Genomic DNA, 21,028 nt, shown 5'->3' with positions numbered 1-21,028 from the left:
CAGACTGCGTTCACGGCAGCACCTCTTCGATCACGAGAAGGCCGAGGAAGCCGACGAAAAACATCGCGCTGATAAGCGGGCTGTCTGGCTGCTCATGCGCTTCGGCCAGCAGCTCTTCGGTGACAAGGTAAAGCAGCGCCATCAACCCGAAGCTCAGAAAGCCCACGATCACGGGCGTCGGCAGCACCGCGACCGGCATGGCGATCGCCGCACCCAGCGGCAGAAGCAGGCTCAGCCCGAACACTGTCGCGATCACCCGCAGCTTCGACGTGATCGTCTCGCCGAGTTCGGCGGTGACGGTCAGACCGAGGAACAGCACTTCCAAGGTCAGGGCGACGGTCAAAAGGATGCCCGCCTTCTCCCCCGCGACGAATGCGAGGCCGAGGACCAAGCCATCAACCAGAATGTCGATCCCTACGGCGCCGAGCATCGCCACGGGGCCTTTGGCGCGGCCCTCCAACTGCTTCAGAAGCAGCATGACGGCCACACCGACTATGCCACCCAACAGGGTGGCGGCAGGCGAGGCATCATGCTTGATCTGCGGCAGGATCTCGGTTGCGGCGGCGGCAAACACGACGCCTGCCGCAAGATGCTGCATGGCGCTGACGAAGCCAGCACCGGGGCGCCGAGCTGTCGATAGGATCGCGCCAACCAGAACTGCCACGAGAGGGATGAGCGTATAGAAAATCGCTGACATTAGCCGCTCCTCGAAAGTGTCTTCTTCACCGATGGCTGCTCCGCTGGCTGTTGAAGCGAGGCGCGCTTCAGCGGGCGTGAGCATCGCAGCGTCAGGTAGGTCGTCAGACTTAGTACGACGGCGATGTCATAGAGGCCGTAGCCGACAGCAGCTCCCAGAGCCCCGGTCGCCCACAGGCTTGCGGCAGTAGCGGTGCCCGATGCCTTACCCCCATGCTTCAAGATTGCTCCGCCCCCGATGAATCCGACCCCCGTAATCAAGCCTTCGATGATTCGGGCTTGGGCAGGATCGGTCCGGCCGAGGACGGCGAGACCGACCAGCACGAAGCCACAACTGGCGATCGCGACAAGCGGGAAGGTGCGGATGCCTGCGCTACGTTCGTCCTTCTCACGGTCCCAGCCAACTGGCAGCGCAAGCGCATAGGCCAGGGCGAGGCTCAGGACATGGGACAGGGCTTCCCACCAAGGCGACAGTGTCATTTTGACGGTCCAATCGCGATCACGGCCACAAGCCGCTCAGAAGAAGGGAACTGGCTGGCGCATCAGGGGTGAAGTTCTTCACGATGGCTGCATTCGGCCTCTGGCCCCTCGGTCTGGATCGTGCTGTGCTCGATGCCATAGCTATTATGAAGGAGGCCAGCCACCGCTGCCCGCACCTGATCAGCGTCCGCCTCGGTGGTCAGCGTGATATGCATCGTCGCGCTCACGTCGTCATTGCTCATCGACCAGATATGGAGGTCGTGAAGCCCGCCAACGCCGGGGACTTTGGAAATCGCCGCGCGGATCTCGGGCAGGCTCATCCCAGAGGGGACGCCTTCGAGCAGTACATTGGTTGTGTCGCGCAGCAAAATCCATGTGCGCGGCAAAACCCACAGCCCGATCGCCACGGCGACGATGGGGTCAACCCAGGTCCAGCCCGTGAAACGGATGGCTACCGCGCCAAGGATAACGCCGATCGAGCCGATCATATCGGCCCAAACCTCCAGATAGGCCCCCTTGACGTTAAAACTTTTGTCGCTCCCCGACATCAGCAGGCGCATCGATGCGATGTTGACCACCAGCCCGACCGCCGCAACGATCATCATGCCTACGGACTGGACTTCCTGAGGCTGGCTGAAGCGCTTGATCGCCTCGACAAAAACATAAATCGCGACGGCAAACAGCAGGACCGCGTTGAAGGTGGCAGCCAGGATCTCGAAGCGGCGATACCCATAGGTCCGCTTGTCGTCAGACGGCTTGGTACCCAGCTTGATGGCCATCAGCGCGATCACCAGCGCTGCAACATCGGTCATCATATGGGCGGCGTCGGAAAGCAGCGCGAGGCTGTTGTAGACAATGCCGCCGACAACCTCGGCCACGAGGTAGATCGAGGTCAGCGCAAGCGCCCACCCCAGCATCTTGGCATTGGCGCCAGCGGTATGGTCGTGCGAATGGCCGCCCTGGCCATGGTCATGTGCCATCATGTTCTCCAGTGGATTGGGTTCCAACGCTCGTCACCGAGATCTGGGCATCACGCTCGATCGCATCGGTGTGCTTATCGCGCCGAATGCGGTTGCACTGCGAGGACAGACCCCTTGGCCCTTTCACTGTCAGCATACCTCCATTGGAAAGTGACACTGTGAGGTGACCACCGGAATAAGGACGGCCCGTTGCCGGCGATACTAACCGGACAGGCTTTCCATGGGGCACTTTGGTCAAGTTCAGGGTCAGTCCGTCATCCAGAAAATCGACTTCAATGACTGAGCGATCGTTACAGGTGTAGAAATGCTCGCCGATCAGGCTCGGGGTCGATGCCCGGTCATGCACGGCATAGGATTCGTGTTTATCCTCTGGCGGGGAGCAGGCCGACAGATTGATGGCGGCTGCCAGAAGCACGAGGAGGCGGGCTCGTAATGATACGCTGATTTGCCCTCTCATGACTTTCTGCCTCCTTTGGTTCCGAGATCGTTCGCCATGAGCATTTTGGGGGAAAACACCCATGGCGCGGGCCATTCTCACACGGCTTCCGAAGGGCTCAATCGTGCGGTGACCAGTTCACGATCTTCAGTCGAACAGGTTGCGCAGGAAGCCTTTCCGGCCGCCGTGACCGCTACCGTGGCCGCCACCGCCATGACTGCCACCGCCATGGCCGCCGCCGTGGCCACCACCATGCCTGTTGTCGTAGCCGTAGCCGTAATCTCCGCCGGCCTGGCCGAAGGGGCCTTGGGGAATTGGCGATTGGGGCGTGGGCACCTGAGGCATCGGCGCCTCGTTCATGCTGCGCTCGATGATCTTGTCCAGCTCGCCGCGATCGAGCCAGACACCACGGCATTGCGGGCAATAGTCGATTTCAATGCCTTGCCGCTCGCTCATCACAAGAGAGACCTTGCACACCGGGCAAGGGAGGCCTTGGTGAGTGGTGTTATCCGTCATGACACTATCCTCTTCAATCGAAGGGTGAATTTTGGGATTTTAATGCCGGGCGAGGTCAAGTTTGGCTCGTTCCCGCCCGGCTGCTTGCACATGGACCTAGACGTGCGGCGCCCCGTCCTGCTCGGCCTCATGATCGTCGAGGTCTTCGTCGAGCGGGATGTCGCTGCGGCCATAGCGGGCGTAGAGGGTCGGCAGCACGAACAGGGTCAGCAGGGTGGCTGACACCAGGCCGCCGATCACCACCGTTGCCAGCGGCTTTTGCACTTCGGCGCCAGCCCCGGTGCCCAAGGCCATCGGGACGAAGCCAAGGCTTGCGACCAGCGCCGTCATCACGACAGGTCGCAAACGCTGGATCGCGCCCTTTCGTGCAGCCTCGGCCCTGTCCATGCCGCGTTTCATCAGATCGTGGATCGAGGAGACCATGACCAAACCGTTGAGCACCGCGATGCCCGATAGCGCGATGAAGCCAACCGCTGCCGAGATGGAGAAATCCATGCCTCGCAGGAACAGCGCCAGCACGCCGCCCACCAGCGCCAGTGGCACTCCGGTAAAGACGATCGCCGCGTCACGCGCCGAACCCAGAGCGCCATAAAGCAGCATGAGGATCAGCACGAAGCAGGCCGGGATCACGAGCTGAAGCCGGGCGCGTGCCGAAGCCAGATTTTCAAACTGGCCGCCCCATTCCAGATAACTGCCGGCAGGAAGGCGGACTTCCTTGGCGATCGTTGCCTGAGCATCCTTCACCACGCTGGCAATGTCGCGCCCGCGCACATTGGCTTGCACCACCACGCGCCGCTTGCCGTTCTCGCGGCTGATCTGGTTCGGACCATCCAAGATCTTGATCTCCGCCACGCTGGCAAGCGGGACGAACTTTCCGCCTGCCACCGGAACTTGAACCTGCTCCAGCGTGGACAGGTCGGCACGCTGGGCATCGGACAGGCGAATGACGACGGGGTAGCGGCGATCGCCCTCGAAGATCATACCCGAGGTCTTGCCCCCCAGCGTTGCGGTCACGATGTCCTGAACATCCTGCGCCGTCACGCCAACACGCGACATGGCGTCACGATTGACGCGAATGTCGAGCATGGGCAGGCCCGAGGTCTGCTCAACTTTCACATCGGCGGCGCCGGGTGTGCGCCGCAGGACACTGGCGATCTTGTCAGCCGTCGCATTCATGGCGTTGAAGTCGTCGCCGTAGACCTTGATCGCCATGTCACCGCGCACACCCGCGATCAGCTCGTTGAAGCGCATCTGGATGGGCTGGGTGATTTCATAGGCATTTCCGGGGAATTTGTTCAGATCGCCCTCAAAACGCTTGATAAGATCTGCCTTTGACAAGCCAGGATTGGGCCATTCGCTGTGCGGCTTGAGGATAACGAACATATCCGTGGCGTTGGGCGGCATCGGATCGGATGCCAGTTCGGCGGTGCCGGTCTTGGAAAAGACGAACTGAACCTCCGGCTGCTTGGCCATCATCTTTTCGATGGGCACCTGCATGGCCTGGCTCTGCTGCACCGATGTTGCCGGAATGCGGAGGGCCTGGATAAGGAGGTCGCCTTCATCGAGCTGCGGCAAGAACACCTGCCCCAGCGACATGAAGGCCGCAATGGCGAGAATGAACCCGCCAATCCCAGTGCCGATCGTCAGGGTCGGGCGTTTCATGGCCTTCTCGAGGCCCGGCTCATAGCGGGACTTCAGCCAGCTCATGATCCGCCCTTCCTCTTCGTTGATCTTGTTCGACAGCCAGATGGCGATCGCGGCCGGAACCGCCGTGAGGGACAGGACGAAGGCGAAAGCGAGTGCGATGATGACGGTCAGCGCCATGGGCACGAAGGTCTTGCCCTCCACACCCGTCAGGGTGAGCAGCGGCACATAGACCAGAATGATAATCGCCTGACCGTAGACTGAGGGCCGGATCATCTGGCGGGCAGCGGTGGCCACCGTTGCAAGCCGTTCCTGCAAAGTCAGCAGGCGCCCTTCATGCTCCTGCCTGTGCGCCATGCGGCTCAGCGCATTTTCCACGATGATGACCGCGCCATCGACGATGAGACCAAAATCAAGCGCGCCAAGGCTCATGAGGTTTGCCGATACCCCGGCCCGCATCATGCCGAAGCCGGTCAGCAGCATCGTCACCGGGATGACCATGGCTGCGATCAGCGCCGCGCGGAAATTGCCGAGCAGCGCAAACAGCACCACGATCACGAGGAGCGCGCCCTCGGCCAGGTTCTTGCCGACTGTCTTGATCGTCTTGTTCACCAGCGCAGTACGGTTGAGCACAGGCTGGACGATCACATCAGGCGGCAGGGAGGCGTTGATGGCTTCGAGACGGTCAGCCACGGCGGTTGCGACCGTGCGGCTGTTTTCACCGATCCGCATGATGGCCGTGCCGACAACGACTTCCGTACCGTTCTGCGATGCGGAGCCCATGCGGATGGCGTGTCCGATCTTCACCGTGGCCACCTGGCCGAGCGTTATCGGCGTCCCGTTGCGGGTGGCGACGATGATACGCGACAGCTCATTGGTGTTGCGGACCAGAGCATCCGAGCGGACAGCCAGCCCCTCACCATTGCGGTTGACGAAGCCGCCGCCGACGCTGGTGTTGTTTTTCTCAAGCGCGGTGCTCAGATCGGTCAGGGTCAAGCCCAGCGTCGCCAGACGCTGTACGTCGGGAATGACCTGAAACTGCTTCACATAACCGCCGATGGAGTCGATGCCGGCGAGCCCCTTGGTGTTTTTAAGGAGGGGGGCGACGATCCAGTCCTGCGCGGTGCGCAGATAGGTCGCCTTCTCGGTATCGTTGGTCAGGCGATCACCTTCGGGCGTGATGTAGCTGCCGTCGGGTTGCATGCCGGGCTCGCCGGGCAGATGCTTGTCATCCTTGCGATGCTCCAGCCTGACGGTCCACATATAGACTTCGCCAAGGCCCGTCGCGATCGGCCCCATTTCCGGGGAGGCGCCGCTCGGCAGATTGCTAGCCACACCGCCCAGGCGCTCAGTGACTTGTTGCCGCGCAAAATAAATGTCGGTCTTGTCGTCGAAAACCGCCGTGATCTGGGCAAAGCCATTGCGGCTGAGCGAGCGGGTGTTTTCCAGACCGGGGATGCCAGCAAGGGCCGTCTCGATCGGGAAGGCAACCTGCTTCTCGACCAGCTCGGGCGAAAGCGCCGGCGCCTTGACGTTGATCTGGACCTGATTGTTGGTGATGTCTGGCACTGCATCGATAGGCAGGCGCGACAGGGCGACGGCGCCGATCACAGCGGCGATGGCGGTCAGAAGCAGGACGAGCCAGCGCTTGTGAACCGCCCAATTGACGATTGGGGCGATCATGAGCTCAGTCCTCTTGCGCTTCGCTCTTGCCGAGTTCGGCCTTGAGCGTGAAGCTGTTCACCGTGGCGATCTGCTCGCGGCCCGTGAGGCCGGAACGCACGATCACAGTCGCGCCGCTGTTGTCGCCCAGAGAGACCGGGACCGCCTGGAAGCCGGACTTGGTTCGTACGAAGACCACAGATTTGCCCTCCACGGTCTGGATGGCCGTGCTGGGCACGCGCACCGCGCCGTCGCCGCCACTGCCGGAGAGCTGCACCGCAGCCGTGACCGGCTCACCCACGCGCCATTCCATGCCCTTGTTGTCGAGCGTGGCGATCACCGGCACCTGACGGGTTTGTGCGTCGAGTGCGGGAGACACGAAGCTGATGTTGGCCGTGGCTTTGCGACCGGCGGCCGTCACAGTGACGCTGTTGCCGGGCCGGACCCGCCCGGCATCGGCGGGCTGGAGGCTGAGCGACAAAGAGACGCTGGAGAGATTGGCAACCCGATAGAGTTCGGCGTCGGCCGCAACGGTCTGCCCCAGCACGACGCTGCGCGAAATGACCTGGCCCGAAACGGGCGCCGTGATCGCCAGCCTGTTGAGCCCACCGCCCCCCGCGCCAGCGGCCGAAACCTGCTGTTGCGCTTGCGTATAGGCAATCCGCGCTTCGGTCGCGGCGGTGCGGGCTGCGATCAGATCCTGTTCGGGGGATACGCGCTGGGCAAACAGCCTCTGCTCACGCGCGAGGTTCGAGTTTGCCAGCGCCAGACGCGCCCTTGTGGCCTGAACCTCGCCATTGAGCTGGGCTGCCTCACGGCTTTCGATCACGGCCAGCGTTTGGCCGCGCCCGACTGACTGACCGAGGTTCCGGCTTAAAGAGACAACCCGCCCCCCGATAGCCGCCGAGACAACCTGCGTGCCCTGCGGATCGCCCTCGATGATGGCGGGCAGCTCCAGCACCCCGGTTCCACCGATGGTCGGCAGAGCGATTTGGATGCCGGCAGACCGGATCTGGTCTTCGGACAGCGTGACCTTGTTCTCATCGACTCCAGGCGCTTTGCTGGCAGCCTTCTCCTGGGCTGGCTCATCCTTTTTGCTCGCTTCGCCGCCGCATCCACCAAGCATGATGGCAAGCGTCAGCGGGGCCAGAAGCATGGCCTTGTTGGTCAGTGTCATTGGATCAATTCCCCTGTTCTGGCGCGGGAGCGGTCAGACGCTCCAACCGGGCCTTGGCATTCTGATAGGTCGCGAGCGCATCGATCGCGGCAATGCGGGTTTCGGCGAGCGTGCGCTCCGCATCGAGGAGATCGAGCTGGCCGATTTTGCCCTCGCGATAGCCGATACGTGCAATGCGAGCCGCTTCCTGCGCGGCGGCCAACGCCGGGCCATTGGCGGTGCGGGCCGTGGTCGCGGCATTGGCTTCCTCGGCCTGCGCGTCTGTGATGGCCTGCTCCATATCGAGCGCGGTCATCCGCTTCTGGGCCTCGGCCTGAACGCGCTGCGCGCCGGCCTGAGACACCGCCGCCGATCCAGAGTTGAAGATCGGGATCGGCATCGAGAAGGTGACGACAAAGGCGACATCACCCGGTGCGATATGGCGCACGCCCGGGCCGACATTGAGATCGGGTACGCGCTGCGACCGGGCCAGACGAACACCGGCATCAGCCACCGCCAGGTCTGCATTCGCTGCTGCCAGCGATAGGGTGCCTGCGGCATTGATAGGTTCCAGCGGGCCATAGCCCTTGGCGGGCAAGCTATCGAGCCAGTTGGAGTTCAGCGTGCCGGTAAACGGGTGTCCAATCCGGCGGGTCAGGTTGGCGCGTGCGGCTTCGGCCAGACGTTTTGCCCGCTCGACCCCGGCCTCCGCGTTGACCTTCGCCACATCGGCGCGCTGTTCTTCGATGGGCGAGGCACGACCGGCCTGAACCCTTACGCGCGCGGCACTTGCGGTGTCGTTGGCGATCCGAAACTGCTCAATGGCATTGGTGGCACGCCGCTCGGCGGCCACCGCCTCGATATAGAGCTGAGTGACCTGAAAGCGGATGTCGGCTTGGGCGATTGCAGCGGTAAGCAGCGCGCGGTCGGTTTGCGCATCTGCTACCGCAACGCGAGCCGATCGCTTGCCGCCCAGCTCGATTGGAATCCCGAGGGAAACCGTCGTCTGAGAGGTGTCAAACTGGCGGTAAACACCAGAGCCGCCGATGTTTTCGACCTGCGTTTGCACGGTCGGGTTGGGGCGTAGCCCCGCAACCGTTCGGGCAGCGCGCGCAGCATCGATTCCGGCCTTCGCAGCATCGATCGCGGGGGCCGAACCGCCGGCAGCGGCAACAGCGTCATCAAGAGTAAAGGCCGGTGTCGTGGCGACAGCCGACGGCAAGTCTTGCGCCTGCGCGAGTGACGCGCAGGACGTAGCGGCCAGCAGGGCCGCATAATAGCGATACATGAGTAGGTGTCCTGACCATGAGACATGGGCGCCCGTTCGCCGCAGGCGCGACGATGGGCTCTATATACGATGGGTCAGGCGATTGGGGGGCGAAGGCCAGGGCCGACCGACCAGCGATGGATCGCGGTCGTGGCATATTCGGGAGCGGCAGGAGCCGCCAGCGCGATCGGTAAATCGCCGCTGGTGACGATGGGGGCAAAAGCGGATGGGCTCTGGTGGCTTCCATGATGGTGCGGCACAGGCTTATCGGCATCGCCCTTCGACTGATCTGCGTCGCCACTGGAGTGAACAACCCCGGAGCAGTCGATCATCGAGCTGAGCGAAATCTCCTGGGCATGCACCGTCGCCGTCACAAACAGCGACGCGATAAGCAGGCACAGCAGAAGGCGGGCTCGGCGAAACATCAGCCTCCCGTAGCGCAAAAGGAGGTGGCTGTCATCTCAAAATAATCGTTAATCAAATGACGGTTGAAGGGATGATATTTTGTAACAACATCGGAAATTGATCATCGTCATTACAAAAATCATCATGTTTTTATTATAAAATTTATTGATTAACTTTTGAATGCATGGGAGTTTCTGATATTATATTGCAATATATATCTATTATAATAAGAATTGGAGGAGAATTGAGTTCTGAAAGATAATATAACCAAAGGCCTCTATGCTCGCAGAACGCCAAATGCAGTTCAAATCAGGCAAGCCGCTGCGCTGCTGTCCGCGTTTGAGATTAGGCTCCAGCATGTCACTCCATTTCAGGCGTCGTGAACGAACGTCAGCCATTGCTGACTGAAATCCGTTCGCTAAACGGCGGCTTTGTCGCGGGTGAAGAAGGATCGCTCGGTCGAGCTCATAAGTGGAAAAGGCGCATATGGCTGGCGCCTAAGGAATTGATCCTAGACAAATAATCAACCGTTTCGCGTTGTTGGCCCAATGATCGCCTGTTTCACGAAGGCTGGCACGACTTTGAACAGATCGTGCCAGCCCCGACGCATTATCGCTTGTGGATCGCCGTCACCTCGCCTGCGCTGCCCTTGATCGTGATATCGAAATCGACCTTGTCCCCCACCGCAACGGCATCGGTGACACCCGGAGCGGCCTTGAAGCCCATCGTCATGGCCGGCCATTTCGCTTCGGGGATGGCGTCATGCGAGAGCGTGATCATACCGGCCGCCTTGTCGATCGCGGTCACGATCCCGTGGCCTTTGGCCTCAATGGCTGCCGCTGCCGAGGGCTCCATCGCCATGGTGCCCGGCATGCTGCTGGTGGCAGAAGCAGGCTGGTTGCTGTCCGTCGATGCCGGTGCCTCTGCTTTCTTGTCGCAGGCAGCGGTCAGAGCGGCGAGGCCGAGCGCAATGGTCAGTCGAAGGTAGGTCATAGTTTTCTCCTTGCTTTAAAGGGGTTGAGCTTTGGATTTTGCCCGCCGTTGCCGAAGCAGCAGATAGGCGGCGGGCAGGACGAACATCGACAGCAGCGGCGCTGTCAGCATGCCGCCGATCATCGGGGCGGCGATCCGGCTCATCACCTCCGATCCTGCCCCTGATCCCAGCAGGATCGGCAGCAGACCGGCCAGGATCACCGCGACCGTCATGGCTTTAGGGCGCACGCGCAGCAGCGCGCCGTCCCGCACGGCGGCCTGAACCTCGCCCTGGGCAGGATCGCCGTTGTGCTCCTCCAGCGCATTCTTCAGGTAGATCAGCATCACGACGCCGAATTCGGCCGAGACACCGGCCAGCGCGATAAAGCCGACACCGGTCGCAACCGACTGGTTGAAGCCAAGCAGATAGAGGGCCCAGATGCCGCCGGTCAGGGCAAAGGGCAGCGTTCCCATGATCAGCGCCGCCTCATCGAAGCGACCGAAGATCATGTAGAGCAGCACGAAAATGATCAGCAGCGTGGCGGGCACGACCAGCTTCAGCCTGTCGGTAGCCCGCTGGAGATATTCGAACTGGCCAGAATAGGCGATGCTGACGCCGGGCGAGAGCCTGACATCCTTCGCCACCGCATGCTGCAGGTCACCGACCACCGAGGCAAGATCGCGCCCGCGCACATCGATATAGACCCAGGTGGAAGGCCGGGCGTTTTCGGTCTTGAGCATGGGAGGCCCGTCGGTGATCGCAATGTTCGCGACGGTCCCAAGCGTGATCTGCTGCCCGGAGGGCGTCAGGACCGGCAAGGTTCGCAGGCCTTCAAGACTGTCACGCAATTCGCGCGGATAGCGCACACTGATCGGGTAGCGGGCCAGCCCCTCGACCGTCTCGCCGATCGTCTCGCCACCCACCGCGCCGGAGACGATGGCCTGCACATCCGCGATGTTGAGACCGAAGCGGGCCGCCGCCGCGCGGTCGATGTTCACATCGACATAGCGCCCGCCGGTCAATCGCTCGGCCAGCGCCGAGCTGACGCCGGGAATGCGCTTGGCCACGGTTTCGACATCATGGGCGATGCGATCGAGCTCGGCGGGATCGGCGCCAGACACCTTCACCCCGATCGGGCTCTTGATGCCGGTGGCCAGCATGTCGATCCGGTTGCGGATCGGTGGCACCCAGACATTGGCAAGGCCGGGCAGCCTGACCGTTCTGTCCAATTCCTCGATGAGTTTGTCAGGCGTCATGCCCGGTCGCCATTGGTCGCGCGGCTTGAACTGGATGGTGGTCTCGAACATCTCGAGTGGAGCCGGATCGGTGGCGGTCTCCGCGCGGCCGGCCTTGCCGAAAACGCTTTGCACTTCGGGCACGGTCTTGATCAGGCGGTCGGTCTGCTGAAGAAGGTCGGAGGCCTTGGCCGCCGAGAGGCCCGGCAAGGCAGAGGGCATGTAGAGCAGGTCACCCTCATCGAGATTGGGCAGGAATTCGCCGCCAAGCCGGGCGAGCGGCCATGCCGTGGTGGCGAAGATCAGCACGGCGATCAGCAGCACCTGCTTGGGGTTCTGCAAGGTCCAATCGATGGCTGGACGGTACAGGCCGGTCAGCCAGCGGTTGAGCGGATTGGCCTGTTCCGCAGGTATCTTGCCCCGGATCAGCCAGCCCATCAGGATTGGCACCAGCGTCACCGACAGGATGGCCGCCCCCGCCATGGCATAGGTCTTGGTGAAAGCCAGCGGAGCGAACAGCCGGCCTTCCTGCGCTTCCAGCGTGAAGACGGGAATGAAGGACAGGGTGATGATCAGCAGGCTGAAAAACAGCGCGGGGCCCACCTCGGCGGCAGCCTCGGTGACGACGCGCCAGCGGGTCTCGCCCGTGAGAGGCTGGTCCGGGTGGTCATGCTCCCACCGCTCGATCTTTTTATGGGCGTTCTCGATCATGACCACGGCGGCATCGACCATGGCGCCGATCGCGATGGCGATCCCGCCAAGCGACATGATGTTGGCGTTCACGCCCTGGATATGCATGACGATGAAGGCTGCGAGCACGCCCAGCGGCAGCGTGATGATCGCTACGAGGGCCGAGCGGACATGCCAGAGGAACAGGCCGCAGACCAAAGCGACGACGATGAACTCCTCGATCAGCTTGTGGGTCAGGTTCTCGATCGCGCGGTCGATCAGGTGCGAGCGGTCATAGACCGGCACGACCTCGACGCCGGCAGGCAGGCTCTTCTTCAACGTGGCGAGCTTGTCCTTCACCGCCGCGATGGTTTTGCGCGCGTTCTTGCCCGAGCGCAGGATCACCACGCCGCCCGCGACTTCGCCCTCGCCGTTCAATTCGGCAATGCCGCGCCGCATCTCCGGGCCGATCTGGATCGTTGCCACATCGCCAAGGCGGATCGGCACGCCGCCTGACGCGGTTCTCAGTGGAATGGCGCGAAAGTCATCGAGTGTCTGCAGATAGCCCGAGGCGCGGACCATATATTCGGCCTCGGCCATTTCCAGCACCGAGCCGCCCGCCTCCTGATTGGCCTGTTGGATCGCCTGCACCGCCTGACTATGCGTCACCCCATAGGCGGCCAGCTTCACCGGATCGAGCAGCACCTGATACTGCCTGACCATGCCGCCGATGCTGGCGACCTCGGCCACGCCCGGCACGGTCTTCAGCTCATAGCGCAGGAACCAGTCCTGAAGGCTGCGCAGTTGCGACAGATCGTGGCGGCCTGATCGGTCGACCAGCGCATATTCATAGACCCAGCCCACGCCGGTGGCATCTGGCCCCAAGGCGCTGCGCGCGCCTGGCGGCAGGCGGCCCTGCACCTGATTGAGATATTCGAGCACGCGGCTGCGCGCCCAGTACAGGTCGGTTCCATCCTCGAAGATCACATAGACGAAGCTGTCCCCGAAGAAGGAGTAGCCGCGCACCGTCTTGGCGCCGGGCACGGACAGCATGGTGGTGGTGAGCGGATAGGTGACCTGGTTCTCGACGATGCGGGGTGCCTGTCCGGGATAGGAGGTGCGGATCACCACTTGAACATCGGAGAGATCGGGCAGGGCATCGATGGCAGTAGAGCGTACTGCCCAGACCCCGGCGCCGACCAGTGCGAGCATGCCGATCAGAACGAAGAAGCGGTTCCTGACCGACCAGCGGATGAGATGTGCGATCATTGGCCAGTCATCCCGCTCATAGCGGGCATAGGCTGGGGGGCCCGCTTCATCCCGCTTGATGCCTCTTGGAGCACGCCGGGTGCTGCCGGAGCCATCTCGCTGATCGGACGAGCCTGCATGCCGGACAGGCTGGCTTCGGAATCGAGGAGGAATTGTCCCGATGCGACGACCTTTTCGCCTTCCGACAGGCCGGCGAGAATCTGGGTCTCGCCATCGGTTTCTCGGCCCGTCTGAACTTCCGCCGGGCGATAGCGGCCCTGATCGAGGGCCAGCATCACCAGCGTTCGTTTGCCGGTTCGGATGAGCGCCTCCGTTGGCACCAGCACGGCCGGTTGGCGGTTGCCCTGAAGCGACACTGTCGCGAACATGCCGGGGCGAAGGCGCCCGCCCCGATTGGGCAGTTCGATGCGCACGGTCAGCGTTCGGCTGTCGGCCTGGGTTTCGGGCAGGATGGCAGCGATCCGGCCCGACAGGGTCTCGCCAGGGAAGGCTGCCAGCGTGGCTTGCACCGGTTGCCCAGGCTTAAGGGGCGCCGCGATGGCTTCGGGAACGGCGGCGTTGAGCCAGACGGTGCCAAGGCCGTTGATCTCGGCCAGGGTCTGACCTGTCGCCATGGTCATGCCTGCGCGGACATTGAGGGTCTTGATCACGCCGCTGGTCGGGGTGGAGATGGTGATGGTGTTATGAGGCCTCCCGCTTCGCTCGACCCCTGCGATCATGCCCGATGGCATACCCAGCAACATGAGGCGCTGCCGTGCGGCATCGATGAGCGCCTTGTTGCCCGTGCGGCGAACAGCGAGGAATTCAGCCTGTGCGCCGCCCCATTCCGGCACCAGAAGGTCGGCCAGCGGAGCACCGGCGCCGATCACATCACCGGGCGCACGGGCATAGACCCGCTGCACGAAGCCGGCAGCCCGCGTCTGAACGATCGCGACATCGCGCTGGTTGAAATCGACCGTTCCGGTGGCGGTCAGATCGCTCGCCATCTCTCCACGCCGGACAGCGACAGTGCGCAGCCCCAGTCTCTGGGAGGCATCCGGATCGATCCGGATGCCGGGCGCATCGTCGCCGCCAGCTTCAGGATATTTGGGGACCAGTTGCATGTCCATGAAGGGGGATTTGCCGGGCTTGTCGAAGTGCTGGTCCGGCTTCATCGGGTCGTACCAGTAAAGCGGTTTGTGGTCCGAAGCGGATGCCTGAGCCGGGGCGGGCATGGCCGCGTCGCGGTTCGTCCAGCGTGCAAGGCCGTAGCCGCCGCTGCCTGCGATCACCATGATGGCGAGGCCCGCATAGACGAGGCGAGGACGCGGCGGAGAGGCTTCTTTGGTCATCGCTCGTCGCTCCGATAAGTCAGGGTCAGCCGGGCGCCATCGGTGGCGACCAGGGCTTCGCGGTCGAGGGTGGTGAGGGTTGTGTCGGCAAGGGCAGCATAGGCATCGGCAATATCGACGAGGCTCGCGCGCCCGGCGGCATAGCTTGCCGTCTCCAGCTTGACCCGCTGCTGTGCGAGCGGTTGAAGCGTGTCACGCGCGCGGAGCCATTGCTCATGATGCATCAGGTGATCAGCCAGATCGGCATCGAGATCGGCTTCGAGAGCGCGCCTCGCTGCCTCGCGTTCGGCAATGACCTTTCCGGCAGTGGCCTGAGCTGCGGCAATGCTCGCGTTCTGGCGATGACGGGTGAAGAAGGGCAGGCTGACCGTGACGCCCGCCGAAACATAGTCGCCAAAGCGGGGATCACGGCGCTGATAGGCCAGATTGACGCCGAAGTCCGAGCGTCGGCCTGCGTCAGCCAGGCGAACATCGGCATCGGCCTGTCCTGCCTGGGCATCGATCATGCGGATGGCGGGATGGCGATCGAGGCCGGCACGCAGCGCTGATGGGGTGATCTCGAAATCCGGGACTGTGCCTGCAATCTCGGGCGTCGGATCGCTGGTCCAGCGTGTCAGCATCGCGCGTGCCCTGGCCTCATTTGCAACAAGCTCGCTGCGGCGATCCGCCAGGGCGGCGATGGCCTGCTGTCCGGCAAGAGTTTGTGCCGGGCGTGTGCCTCCCGAGACGACCGCTCCCTGGGTTGTGCGGACCACGCGTTCTAAGGCGGAGAGCAGGTCGTCGAGCGCGGCCACGCGGCGCTGCGCATAGGCCAGATTGATCCACGCCAGCGCCGTGCCGACCTCGACAGAGCGGGCTTCCACGGCGGTGTCAGCTTCGGCGGCCTTGATGTCGCTCTCGGCTCGCGCCTGCTGGGCATGGCGTTTGGCGAGATTGGGAATGTCCTGGGAAACCCCGACACGCGCCATCGTGAAATCGTCGCGCTGGGGCTCGAATGCAAGCGGGCCCGAGATCGGAAAGCTCTCGATACTGGCGCCCAGAGTTGGATCGGGCAGCGCGCCGGCAGCACCTCGTGCTGAACGTGCCGCATCGATGCCGAGAGATTTGGCGTGAATGGAAGGAGCCGCAGTCTCGGCCTTGCGCAGCGCGGCCTCGAAGGTCAGCGGTTCGGCGAATGCAGCCGGGGGCAGTGCCGCGATGAGCGGCAAGCAAAGATACCATCGCATGGAAATCTCCTGATCGCGGGATCAGGCCGCCAGGGCTCGAACGTGGAGGTAGGGTCAGTGACGGCAGGCAAAGCCCGCCGTCACTGATGCCCCGGTCCTCAATCCGATTTTAAGCGGCCGGAGCCGTGGCCTAGCCGGCCCGGTGGCCCGAGACCGGCGATGCCATGGCCTGCATCCGCGTCATGCAATCGGCAGCCTTGGCGCTGCTCATCTTCATCATGTCGCAGTCACAGTTCGCCATTTGCGTCGCATCGGCCACCCAGACCTGCTGGCGTGCCGGGCCCGAGGCTCGCGGGCCAAATTGCGGGATCGAGCGCCATTCATAATGGCCGGCTTGTTGGTTGTGGTCGGCGGGCGCCGCGAAAGCAACGGCGGGGGCAGCGAGAGCCACGCCCAGAAGGGCGCGCAGAACAAACTTCTTCATGACTGTAATCCTTTGGCAAATCTTGATAAAAACCGCAGGCGAACGGAGTGCGTCACAGCGCTACAGGCGCCTGTGATGCCGTCAGCCTTGCGAGCTGGTTCAATCAGCCAAGGAGAGTCGGAGGTTCGGGCTCAGGCGCGAGAGCGCTGCCATCCAGGATCGGCGTAATGGGCCAGAAGCCCAGCACGGGATTGATCTGGCGCGTCAGCAGCATGGGCGCATCATTGTGAAGCGCCATGGGCGCGATGCAGCCCATCCCGGCCATGCAAGCCAGCGTCATGCTCTTGCAGGGCTTTTGCACGGGCTGCTGCTGGGCCATCATCTTCATGCAGTCATCGGACATGCCAGCACCACTCGATGCGGACATGGTCGTGGATACGGAAACCGCAGGCACGATGGTCGCAAAAGCAACCCCCTGGCCAGACAGCCCGATCAGTGCTCCGATGAGGAGAAGAAGGTGAAAGACTCTTTTCACGGTGCCTTAAATTACACCCGCAATGCCGCCAAGGCAATGCTCATTCATGGAGAGAAAAACCGGCAAGCGACCCAATGACGCTCCGACAAACCGGCTCGGGCACAAAACCAAAACTTTGACATGCCGGCCATACATAGGGGCGCCGCTGCTCGTTGAGGTCACCAATATATTTATAATTTTACAGTATTGAGTCGCAGCGCGTTTAGAATGACTGTAAATGAAGAAAGAGCCATCGCCGCGCCGGCAAGCATCGGCGACAGGAGGATGCCTGTGAAAGGATAAAGAATTCCGGCAGCGATTGGTACGCCGATGCCATTGAAAAAAAATGAAAAGAAGAGGTTCTGGCGAATATTGTGCATCGTCGCACGTGCGAGCTTGCGCGAACGCACTATTGCGGAGAGATCGCCGCCCGTCAGCGTTATGCCAGCGCTTTCGATCGCCACGTCTGTCCCCGTGCCCATGGCTAACCCGACATCGGCCGCAGCAAGCGCAGGGGCATCGTTGATGCCGTCGCCTGCCATTGCAACTTTGGCACCGCCAGCTTTCAGTTCTGCGATGATGCGGCTCTTGTCCTCCGGCAGAAGATCGGCGCGCACGTGATCGAGCCCGCCCACAACGAGTGCGATTGCATCAGCCGTCGTTTGGTTGTCGCCTGTCAGCATAATCACCCGCAAGCCCTCTTTCCGGAGATCGGCGATAGCCCCGCGCGCGGAAGTCCGCACAGGATCAGCCACCGCCAGCAGGCCGGCAAGAATTCCATCGATAGCAATCAGCATTACACCGGCGCCCTCTTTACGGTGACGATCGGCAGCGGCATCGAGCGGCTTCGGATCAGAGCCGATCCGCGTCATCTGCGCCGCATTGCCTATAACGATCGACCGACCGTTGACGTTCGCGCTGACACCCAGCCCAGTTTGGGAAGCGAAGTCGGCAACCGCGCCGAGCTGCAAATTTCGTTCCTTTGCAGCAACAACGATTGCATGGGCGAGCGGGTGTTCGGATTGGCCTTCGACCGCCGCAGCGAGTGCGAGCATTTCGTTTTCTTCGAACCCGTCCACCGTCTCTACCGCAATCAGCTTAGGTTTGCCTTCCGTCAAAGTGCCCGTCTTGTCGATGACCAGCGTATCGACCTTATCAAACGCCTGTAGGCTTTCTGCACTTTTGACCAAGACACCAGCTGTCGCGCCCCTCCCCGTACCGACCATGATTGACATAGGCGTGGCAAGGCCAAGGGCACACGGACAGGCGATGACAAGCACCGCGATAGCATTCAGGATGGCGTGGCCCATGCGCGGCTCAGGACCGACCAAAGACCAAATAACGAACGTCGCTAACGAAATCAGCACGACGAGGGGAACGAACCAACCAGAAACCTGATCGGCAACCGCCTGAATCGGAGCGCGGCTTCGCTGTGCCTCAGCAACCATTCGGACGATGCCCGCCAGCATAGTGTCCGAGCCGACCGCGCGGGCTTCAACGATCAGGCTCCCCGTGCCGTTGACGGTTCCCCCGGTGACAGCTGCTTCGGCCTCCTTGGGAATGGGCGCAGGCTCCCCGGTGAGCATGGACTCATCGACCGAGGAGCGTCCTTCGACAACTACGCCGTCCACCGGGATGGCATCCCCTGGGCGAACCCGCAGTCGATCCCCGGCCTTAATGTCGACGAGATCGACTTCTTCCTCAGACCCGTCGGACGCGATCCGGCGGGCCGTTTTCGGGGCCAACCCCATCAGGGCGCGTATCGCACGGCCGGTTGCCGCCCTGGCGCGCAGTTCCAGAACCTGTCCGAGCAGCACGAGGGTCACGACAACGCCGGCAGCCTCATAATAGACCGGGACCATCCCGCCATGAATACGGAAGGGTGCCGGCAAGGTGTTCGGAATGAGTGTAGCAACAAGGCTGTAGAGGAACGCTGCGCCCACACCGAGCGCGATCAGCGTGAACATGTTGAGATGGCGGGTGCGTATCGAGGTCCAACCTCGCTGGAAAAAGGGCAGGCCCGCCCACAGGACGATCGGCGTTGTAAGCCCGAGCTGAACCCAAGGCGCGGCTACCGCGCCGACCACGTGCAAGCCGGTCATCTCAGCGAACATAGAGACGAACAGTAGCGGGATCGTGAGCGTGCCCGCTACCCACAGCCGGCGTGTGAAGTCGGTTAGCTCCGGGTTGGGCGCGTCATCAAGCGACGGTTCTTCGGGTTCGAGTGCCATACCGCAGATTGGGCACGTGCCCGGCCTTTCCCGGCGGATTTGCGGATGCATCGGGCATGTCCACATCGCACCCGGTATCGCCAAATGTTGAGATTTTGATTTGTTCCGAAGGTAGGCGCCAGGATCAGTGATGAACTTGGTGCGGCAACTTGCGCTACAGAAATGATAGGCATGGCCGTCGTGTTCAGCATGTTGCGCTGTCTTTTCCGGGTCAACCGCCATCCCGCATACCGGATCGTTGACCGTAGCAGCACTATTTTCCGTGCGGCCCCTGCGGCAGTTCGCCGGCTCGGCGGGTTGATGGTGAGGCTCGACCGGAAGCTTTACGATTGAGCCTTCCCCGCAGCACGACAAAGCCGGAGCATTGGGCTCGGTCGTGGCCTTTGAGCAGCCGCAGCCGCAGCCGCAGCCGCTGACATCGGAATGGGAATGTGGGTCGTTCATCGCATGGAACTCCTTAGACCCGAGAGCATGTAGGGTCTAACACCGTGTCAGGGACAAGGCCGTAATGCCATGTTTGGGCGTACATTGAATCTACGCGGTGGAGCTGGTTCGCCCTCACATTTTGTCCGATAGCTCGCCACCCTCGACGCGATGCCAAGCGTAGCTTAGGTCTACCGTTCAGCACGCTTACGCGTGGTACGCAATCGGGGATTTATGACAGCGCAGATCGATACCCTTTCCATTGGCGACGACAGTGATGCGCTGATGCGGCGGCTCATTATCCGTTGGCGTGAAGATCAGAGCGCGACGTATCGGAGTTGGTTTCTTTGGAATGAGCGCCTGAAAAACTTCCGGTCGATCCGGCGCGGTATTACTCAGGTGGTTAGCGAGATCGATCGCGGCACGTTTGGCGTGGCTTATCGAGGGTCGTCGCTCGAAACAGTCGTCCACTCCGTCGCCGAACAGCGCCAAATCTTCAAAGGCGCGGATCACGCTTTCCTGTGGAAGCCCAAGCTCCGTATCCCCGACATATACGAGAGCCCGGAAAACCAGCGGGCGTTCGGTCGGTTGCTCGATGCCTGCTCGTGTTGCGATACGGCCGAAGAGATCATCGGCCATATCCACACGATCGACCGTTTGAAGATCAAAGGGCTAGGGCCAGCGGTCGCAAACCTGCTATATTTTCTGCATCCGACGCTCGTGCCACCCTTCAACACCGCGATCGTCAGAGGCTACAATGCGCTGACCGGCGCAAACGTAAAGCTCGGAAGCTGGGAACATTTTCTGGCGATGAGAACCGGCATACTCGACTTGAACGACCGGCACCGCGAACTGCTATCGAACGACCTGGGTGCGATCGGCGGTTTGTTGTTTGATGTGGGGGCAGGCCGTTATCCCGCGCCCCCTCTCGACGGCAGCGGCGAGACGCTGGCAAGCTGGGGATCGCGACTTGAGGCGGCGCGTGAAGAAGCGCGCACACTTAGCAAGGCAGCGATGGCACAGGGCGAAAGCGAACGCACCCATAGCGAGATACAGTCATGGCTTCGTGATCTAGGGTTGGCGCTTGGTTATGATGTGTGGATTGCCGCCAATGATCGTGGTCGTACTTTCAATGGAACGCCGTTGGGCTATGGATGCCTTGAGCGCCTGCCCGCCACCATCGCGACATCAAAGGGCGCGGATTCCATCCGATTGATCGACGTGTTGTGGCTTGAAAAGGGCGGCGATCATGTTGCCGCAGCGTTTGAGGTGGAGCACTCGACGTCCATTTATTCCGGGATCGTGCGGATGCTCGATTTGGCGCTCAGCGGCAGCGACCTTCACGCGACCGCAGGGCTGTTCCTCGTGGCACCTGATTCCCGTGAGGCGGATGTTCGCACGCAGTTGCAGCGACCAGCATTCAGCCGCATCGCCGACCTCGACATTTCCTATCTGCCTTACGGCGAACTTGAACGAAATCGGGAGGCCATCGCCCGGTTCGGATCAGGATTGAAGGCGATTAGGGCGGTTTCGAGGTAGCCATCCGGTGAG

Annotated in this window: 17 protein-coding genes; 1 reads left to right on the top strand and 16 read right to left on the bottom strand. The window is 62.2% G+C overall.

Going from position 1 to position 21,028, the window contains the following annotated elements; all coding sequences use genetic code 11:
• Nucleotides 1-10 precede the first annotated feature (10 nt).
• The 16 genes from SR3_RS25720 to SR3_RS25650 form a co-directional block, all read right to left on the bottom strand.
• A complete protein-coding gene (locus SR3_RS25720) occupies nt 11-697 on the bottom strand; it encodes a ZIP family metal transporter (RefSeq protein WP_068092668.1) in 687 nt (228 codons plus the stop codon).
• Entirely contained in the window at nt 697-1,176 is a 480-nt protein-coding gene (locus tag SR3_RS25715; RefSeq protein WP_068092666.1) for an MgtC/SapB family protein, read from the bottom strand. Before SR3_RS25715 ends, SR3_RS25720 begins: the two co-directional genes overlap by 1 nt.
• A 62-nt stretch (nt 1,177-1,238) precedes the next feature.
• Entirely contained in the window at nt 1,239-2,156 is a 918-nt protein-coding gene (locus SR3_RS25710; RefSeq protein WP_068092676.1) for a cation diffusion facilitator family transporter, read from the bottom strand.
• Nucleotides 2,146-2,613, bottom strand: a complete 468-nt coding sequence (locus SR3_RS31640) for a hypothetical protein (protein ID WP_157099109.1) — start codon at nt 2,611-2,613, stop codon at nt 2,146-2,148. The genes SR3_RS25710 and SR3_RS31640 overlap by 11 nt, the downstream gene beginning before the upstream one ends.
• A gap of 126 nt (nt 2,614-2,739) precedes the next feature.
• Nucleotides 2,740-3,108 carry a TFIIB-type zinc ribbon-containing protein gene (locus tag SR3_RS25705; protein WP_084455924.1) on the bottom strand — a complete coding sequence of 123 codons (369 nt, stop codon included), beginning with the start codon at nt 3,106-3,108 and terminating at the stop codon, nt 2,740-2,742.
• A gap of 96 nt (nt 3,109-3,204) precedes the next feature.
• On the bottom strand, nt 3,205-6,435 hold the full coding sequence (locus SR3_RS25700) for an efflux RND transporter permease subunit (RefSeq protein ID WP_068092659.1): 3,231 nt from the start codon (nt 6,433-6,435) through the stop codon (nt 3,205-3,207).
• Nucleotides 6,436-6,439: 4 nt separating this feature from the next.
• Entirely contained in the window at nt 6,440-7,591 is a 1,152-nt protein-coding gene (locus tag SR3_RS25695) for an efflux RND transporter periplasmic adaptor subunit (RefSeq protein ID WP_068092654.1), read from the bottom strand.
• Nucleotides 7,592-7,595: 4 nt separating this feature from the next.
• Nucleotides 7,596-8,858, bottom strand: a complete 1,263-nt coding sequence (locus SR3_RS25690; protein WP_068092651.1) for a TolC family protein — start codon at nt 8,856-8,858, stop codon at nt 7,596-7,598.
• A gap of 74 nt (nt 8,859-8,932) precedes the next feature.
• Nucleotides 8,933-9,262, bottom strand: coding sequence for a hypothetical protein (locus SR3_RS25685; protein ID WP_068092647.1), 330 nt, complete (start codon nt 9,260-9,262; stop codon nt 8,933-8,935).
• A gap of 589 nt (nt 9,263-9,851) precedes the next feature.
• Nucleotides 9,852-10,235 (bottom strand): copper-binding protein, encoded by a 384-nt coding sequence (locus SR3_RS25680; RefSeq protein WP_068092645.1) that lies wholly within the window; start codon nt 10,233-10,235, stop codon nt 9,852-9,854.
• A gap of 15 nt (nt 10,236-10,250) precedes the next feature.
• Nucleotides 10,251-13,388 carry an efflux RND transporter permease subunit gene (locus tag SR3_RS25675; protein ID WP_068092642.1) on the bottom strand — a complete coding sequence of 1,046 codons (3,138 nt, stop codon included), beginning with the start codon at nt 13,386-13,388 and terminating at the stop codon, nt 10,251-10,253.
• The gene (locus SR3_RS31950; protein WP_084455923.1) at nt 13,385-14,719 is read right to left on the bottom strand and encodes an efflux RND transporter periplasmic adaptor subunit; all 1,335 of its coding nucleotides are present in this window, start codon (nt 14,717-14,719) and stop codon (nt 13,385-13,387) included. Before SR3_RS31950 ends, SR3_RS25675 begins: the two co-directional genes overlap by 4 nt.
• Nucleotides 14,716-15,945, bottom strand: coding sequence for a TolC family protein (locus SR3_RS25665; RefSeq protein WP_068092639.1), 1,230 nt, complete (start codon nt 15,943-15,945; stop codon nt 14,716-14,718). Before SR3_RS25665 ends, SR3_RS31950 begins: the two co-directional genes overlap by 4 nt.
• 130 nt (nt 15,946-16,075) lie before the next feature.
• A complete protein-coding gene (locus tag SR3_RS25660; protein ID WP_068092636.1) occupies nt 16,076-16,369 on the bottom strand; it encodes a hypothetical protein in 294 nt (97 codons plus the stop codon).
• 103 nt (nt 16,370-16,472) lie between these two features.
• Nucleotides 16,473-16,712 (bottom strand): hypothetical protein, encoded by a 240-nt coding sequence (locus SR3_RS32525; protein ID WP_245654099.1) that lies wholly within the window; start codon nt 16,710-16,712, stop codon nt 16,473-16,475.
• Nucleotides 16,713-17,014: 302 nt separating this feature from the next.
• Nucleotides 17,015-19,498: a heavy metal translocating P-type ATPase gene (locus SR3_RS25650; RefSeq protein ID WP_084455922.1), complete on the bottom strand. Its 2,484-nt coding sequence runs from the start codon at nt 19,496-19,498 to the stop codon at nt 17,015-17,017.
• Between the two features lie 264 nt (nt 19,499-19,762).
• On the opposite strand from SR3_RS25650, the gene SR3_RS25645 reads away from it, so the two are divergent.
• Nucleotides 19,763-21,016 carry a type II restriction endonuclease gene (locus SR3_RS25645; protein ID WP_456093774.1) on the top strand — a complete coding sequence of 418 codons (1,254 nt, stop codon included), beginning with the start codon at nt 19,763-19,765 and terminating at the stop codon, nt 21,014-21,016.
• The last annotated feature ends 12 nt before the right edge of the window (nt 21,017-21,028 follow it).

Origin of the sequence: Novosphingobium rosa NBRC 15208 (assembly GCF_001598555.1) — a bacterium.
Lineage (GTDB): Bacteria > Pseudomonadota > Alphaproteobacteria > Sphingomonadales > Sphingomonadaceae > Novosphingobium > Novosphingobium rosa.
This window is presented reverse-complemented; position numbering and strand designations above follow the sequence as displayed.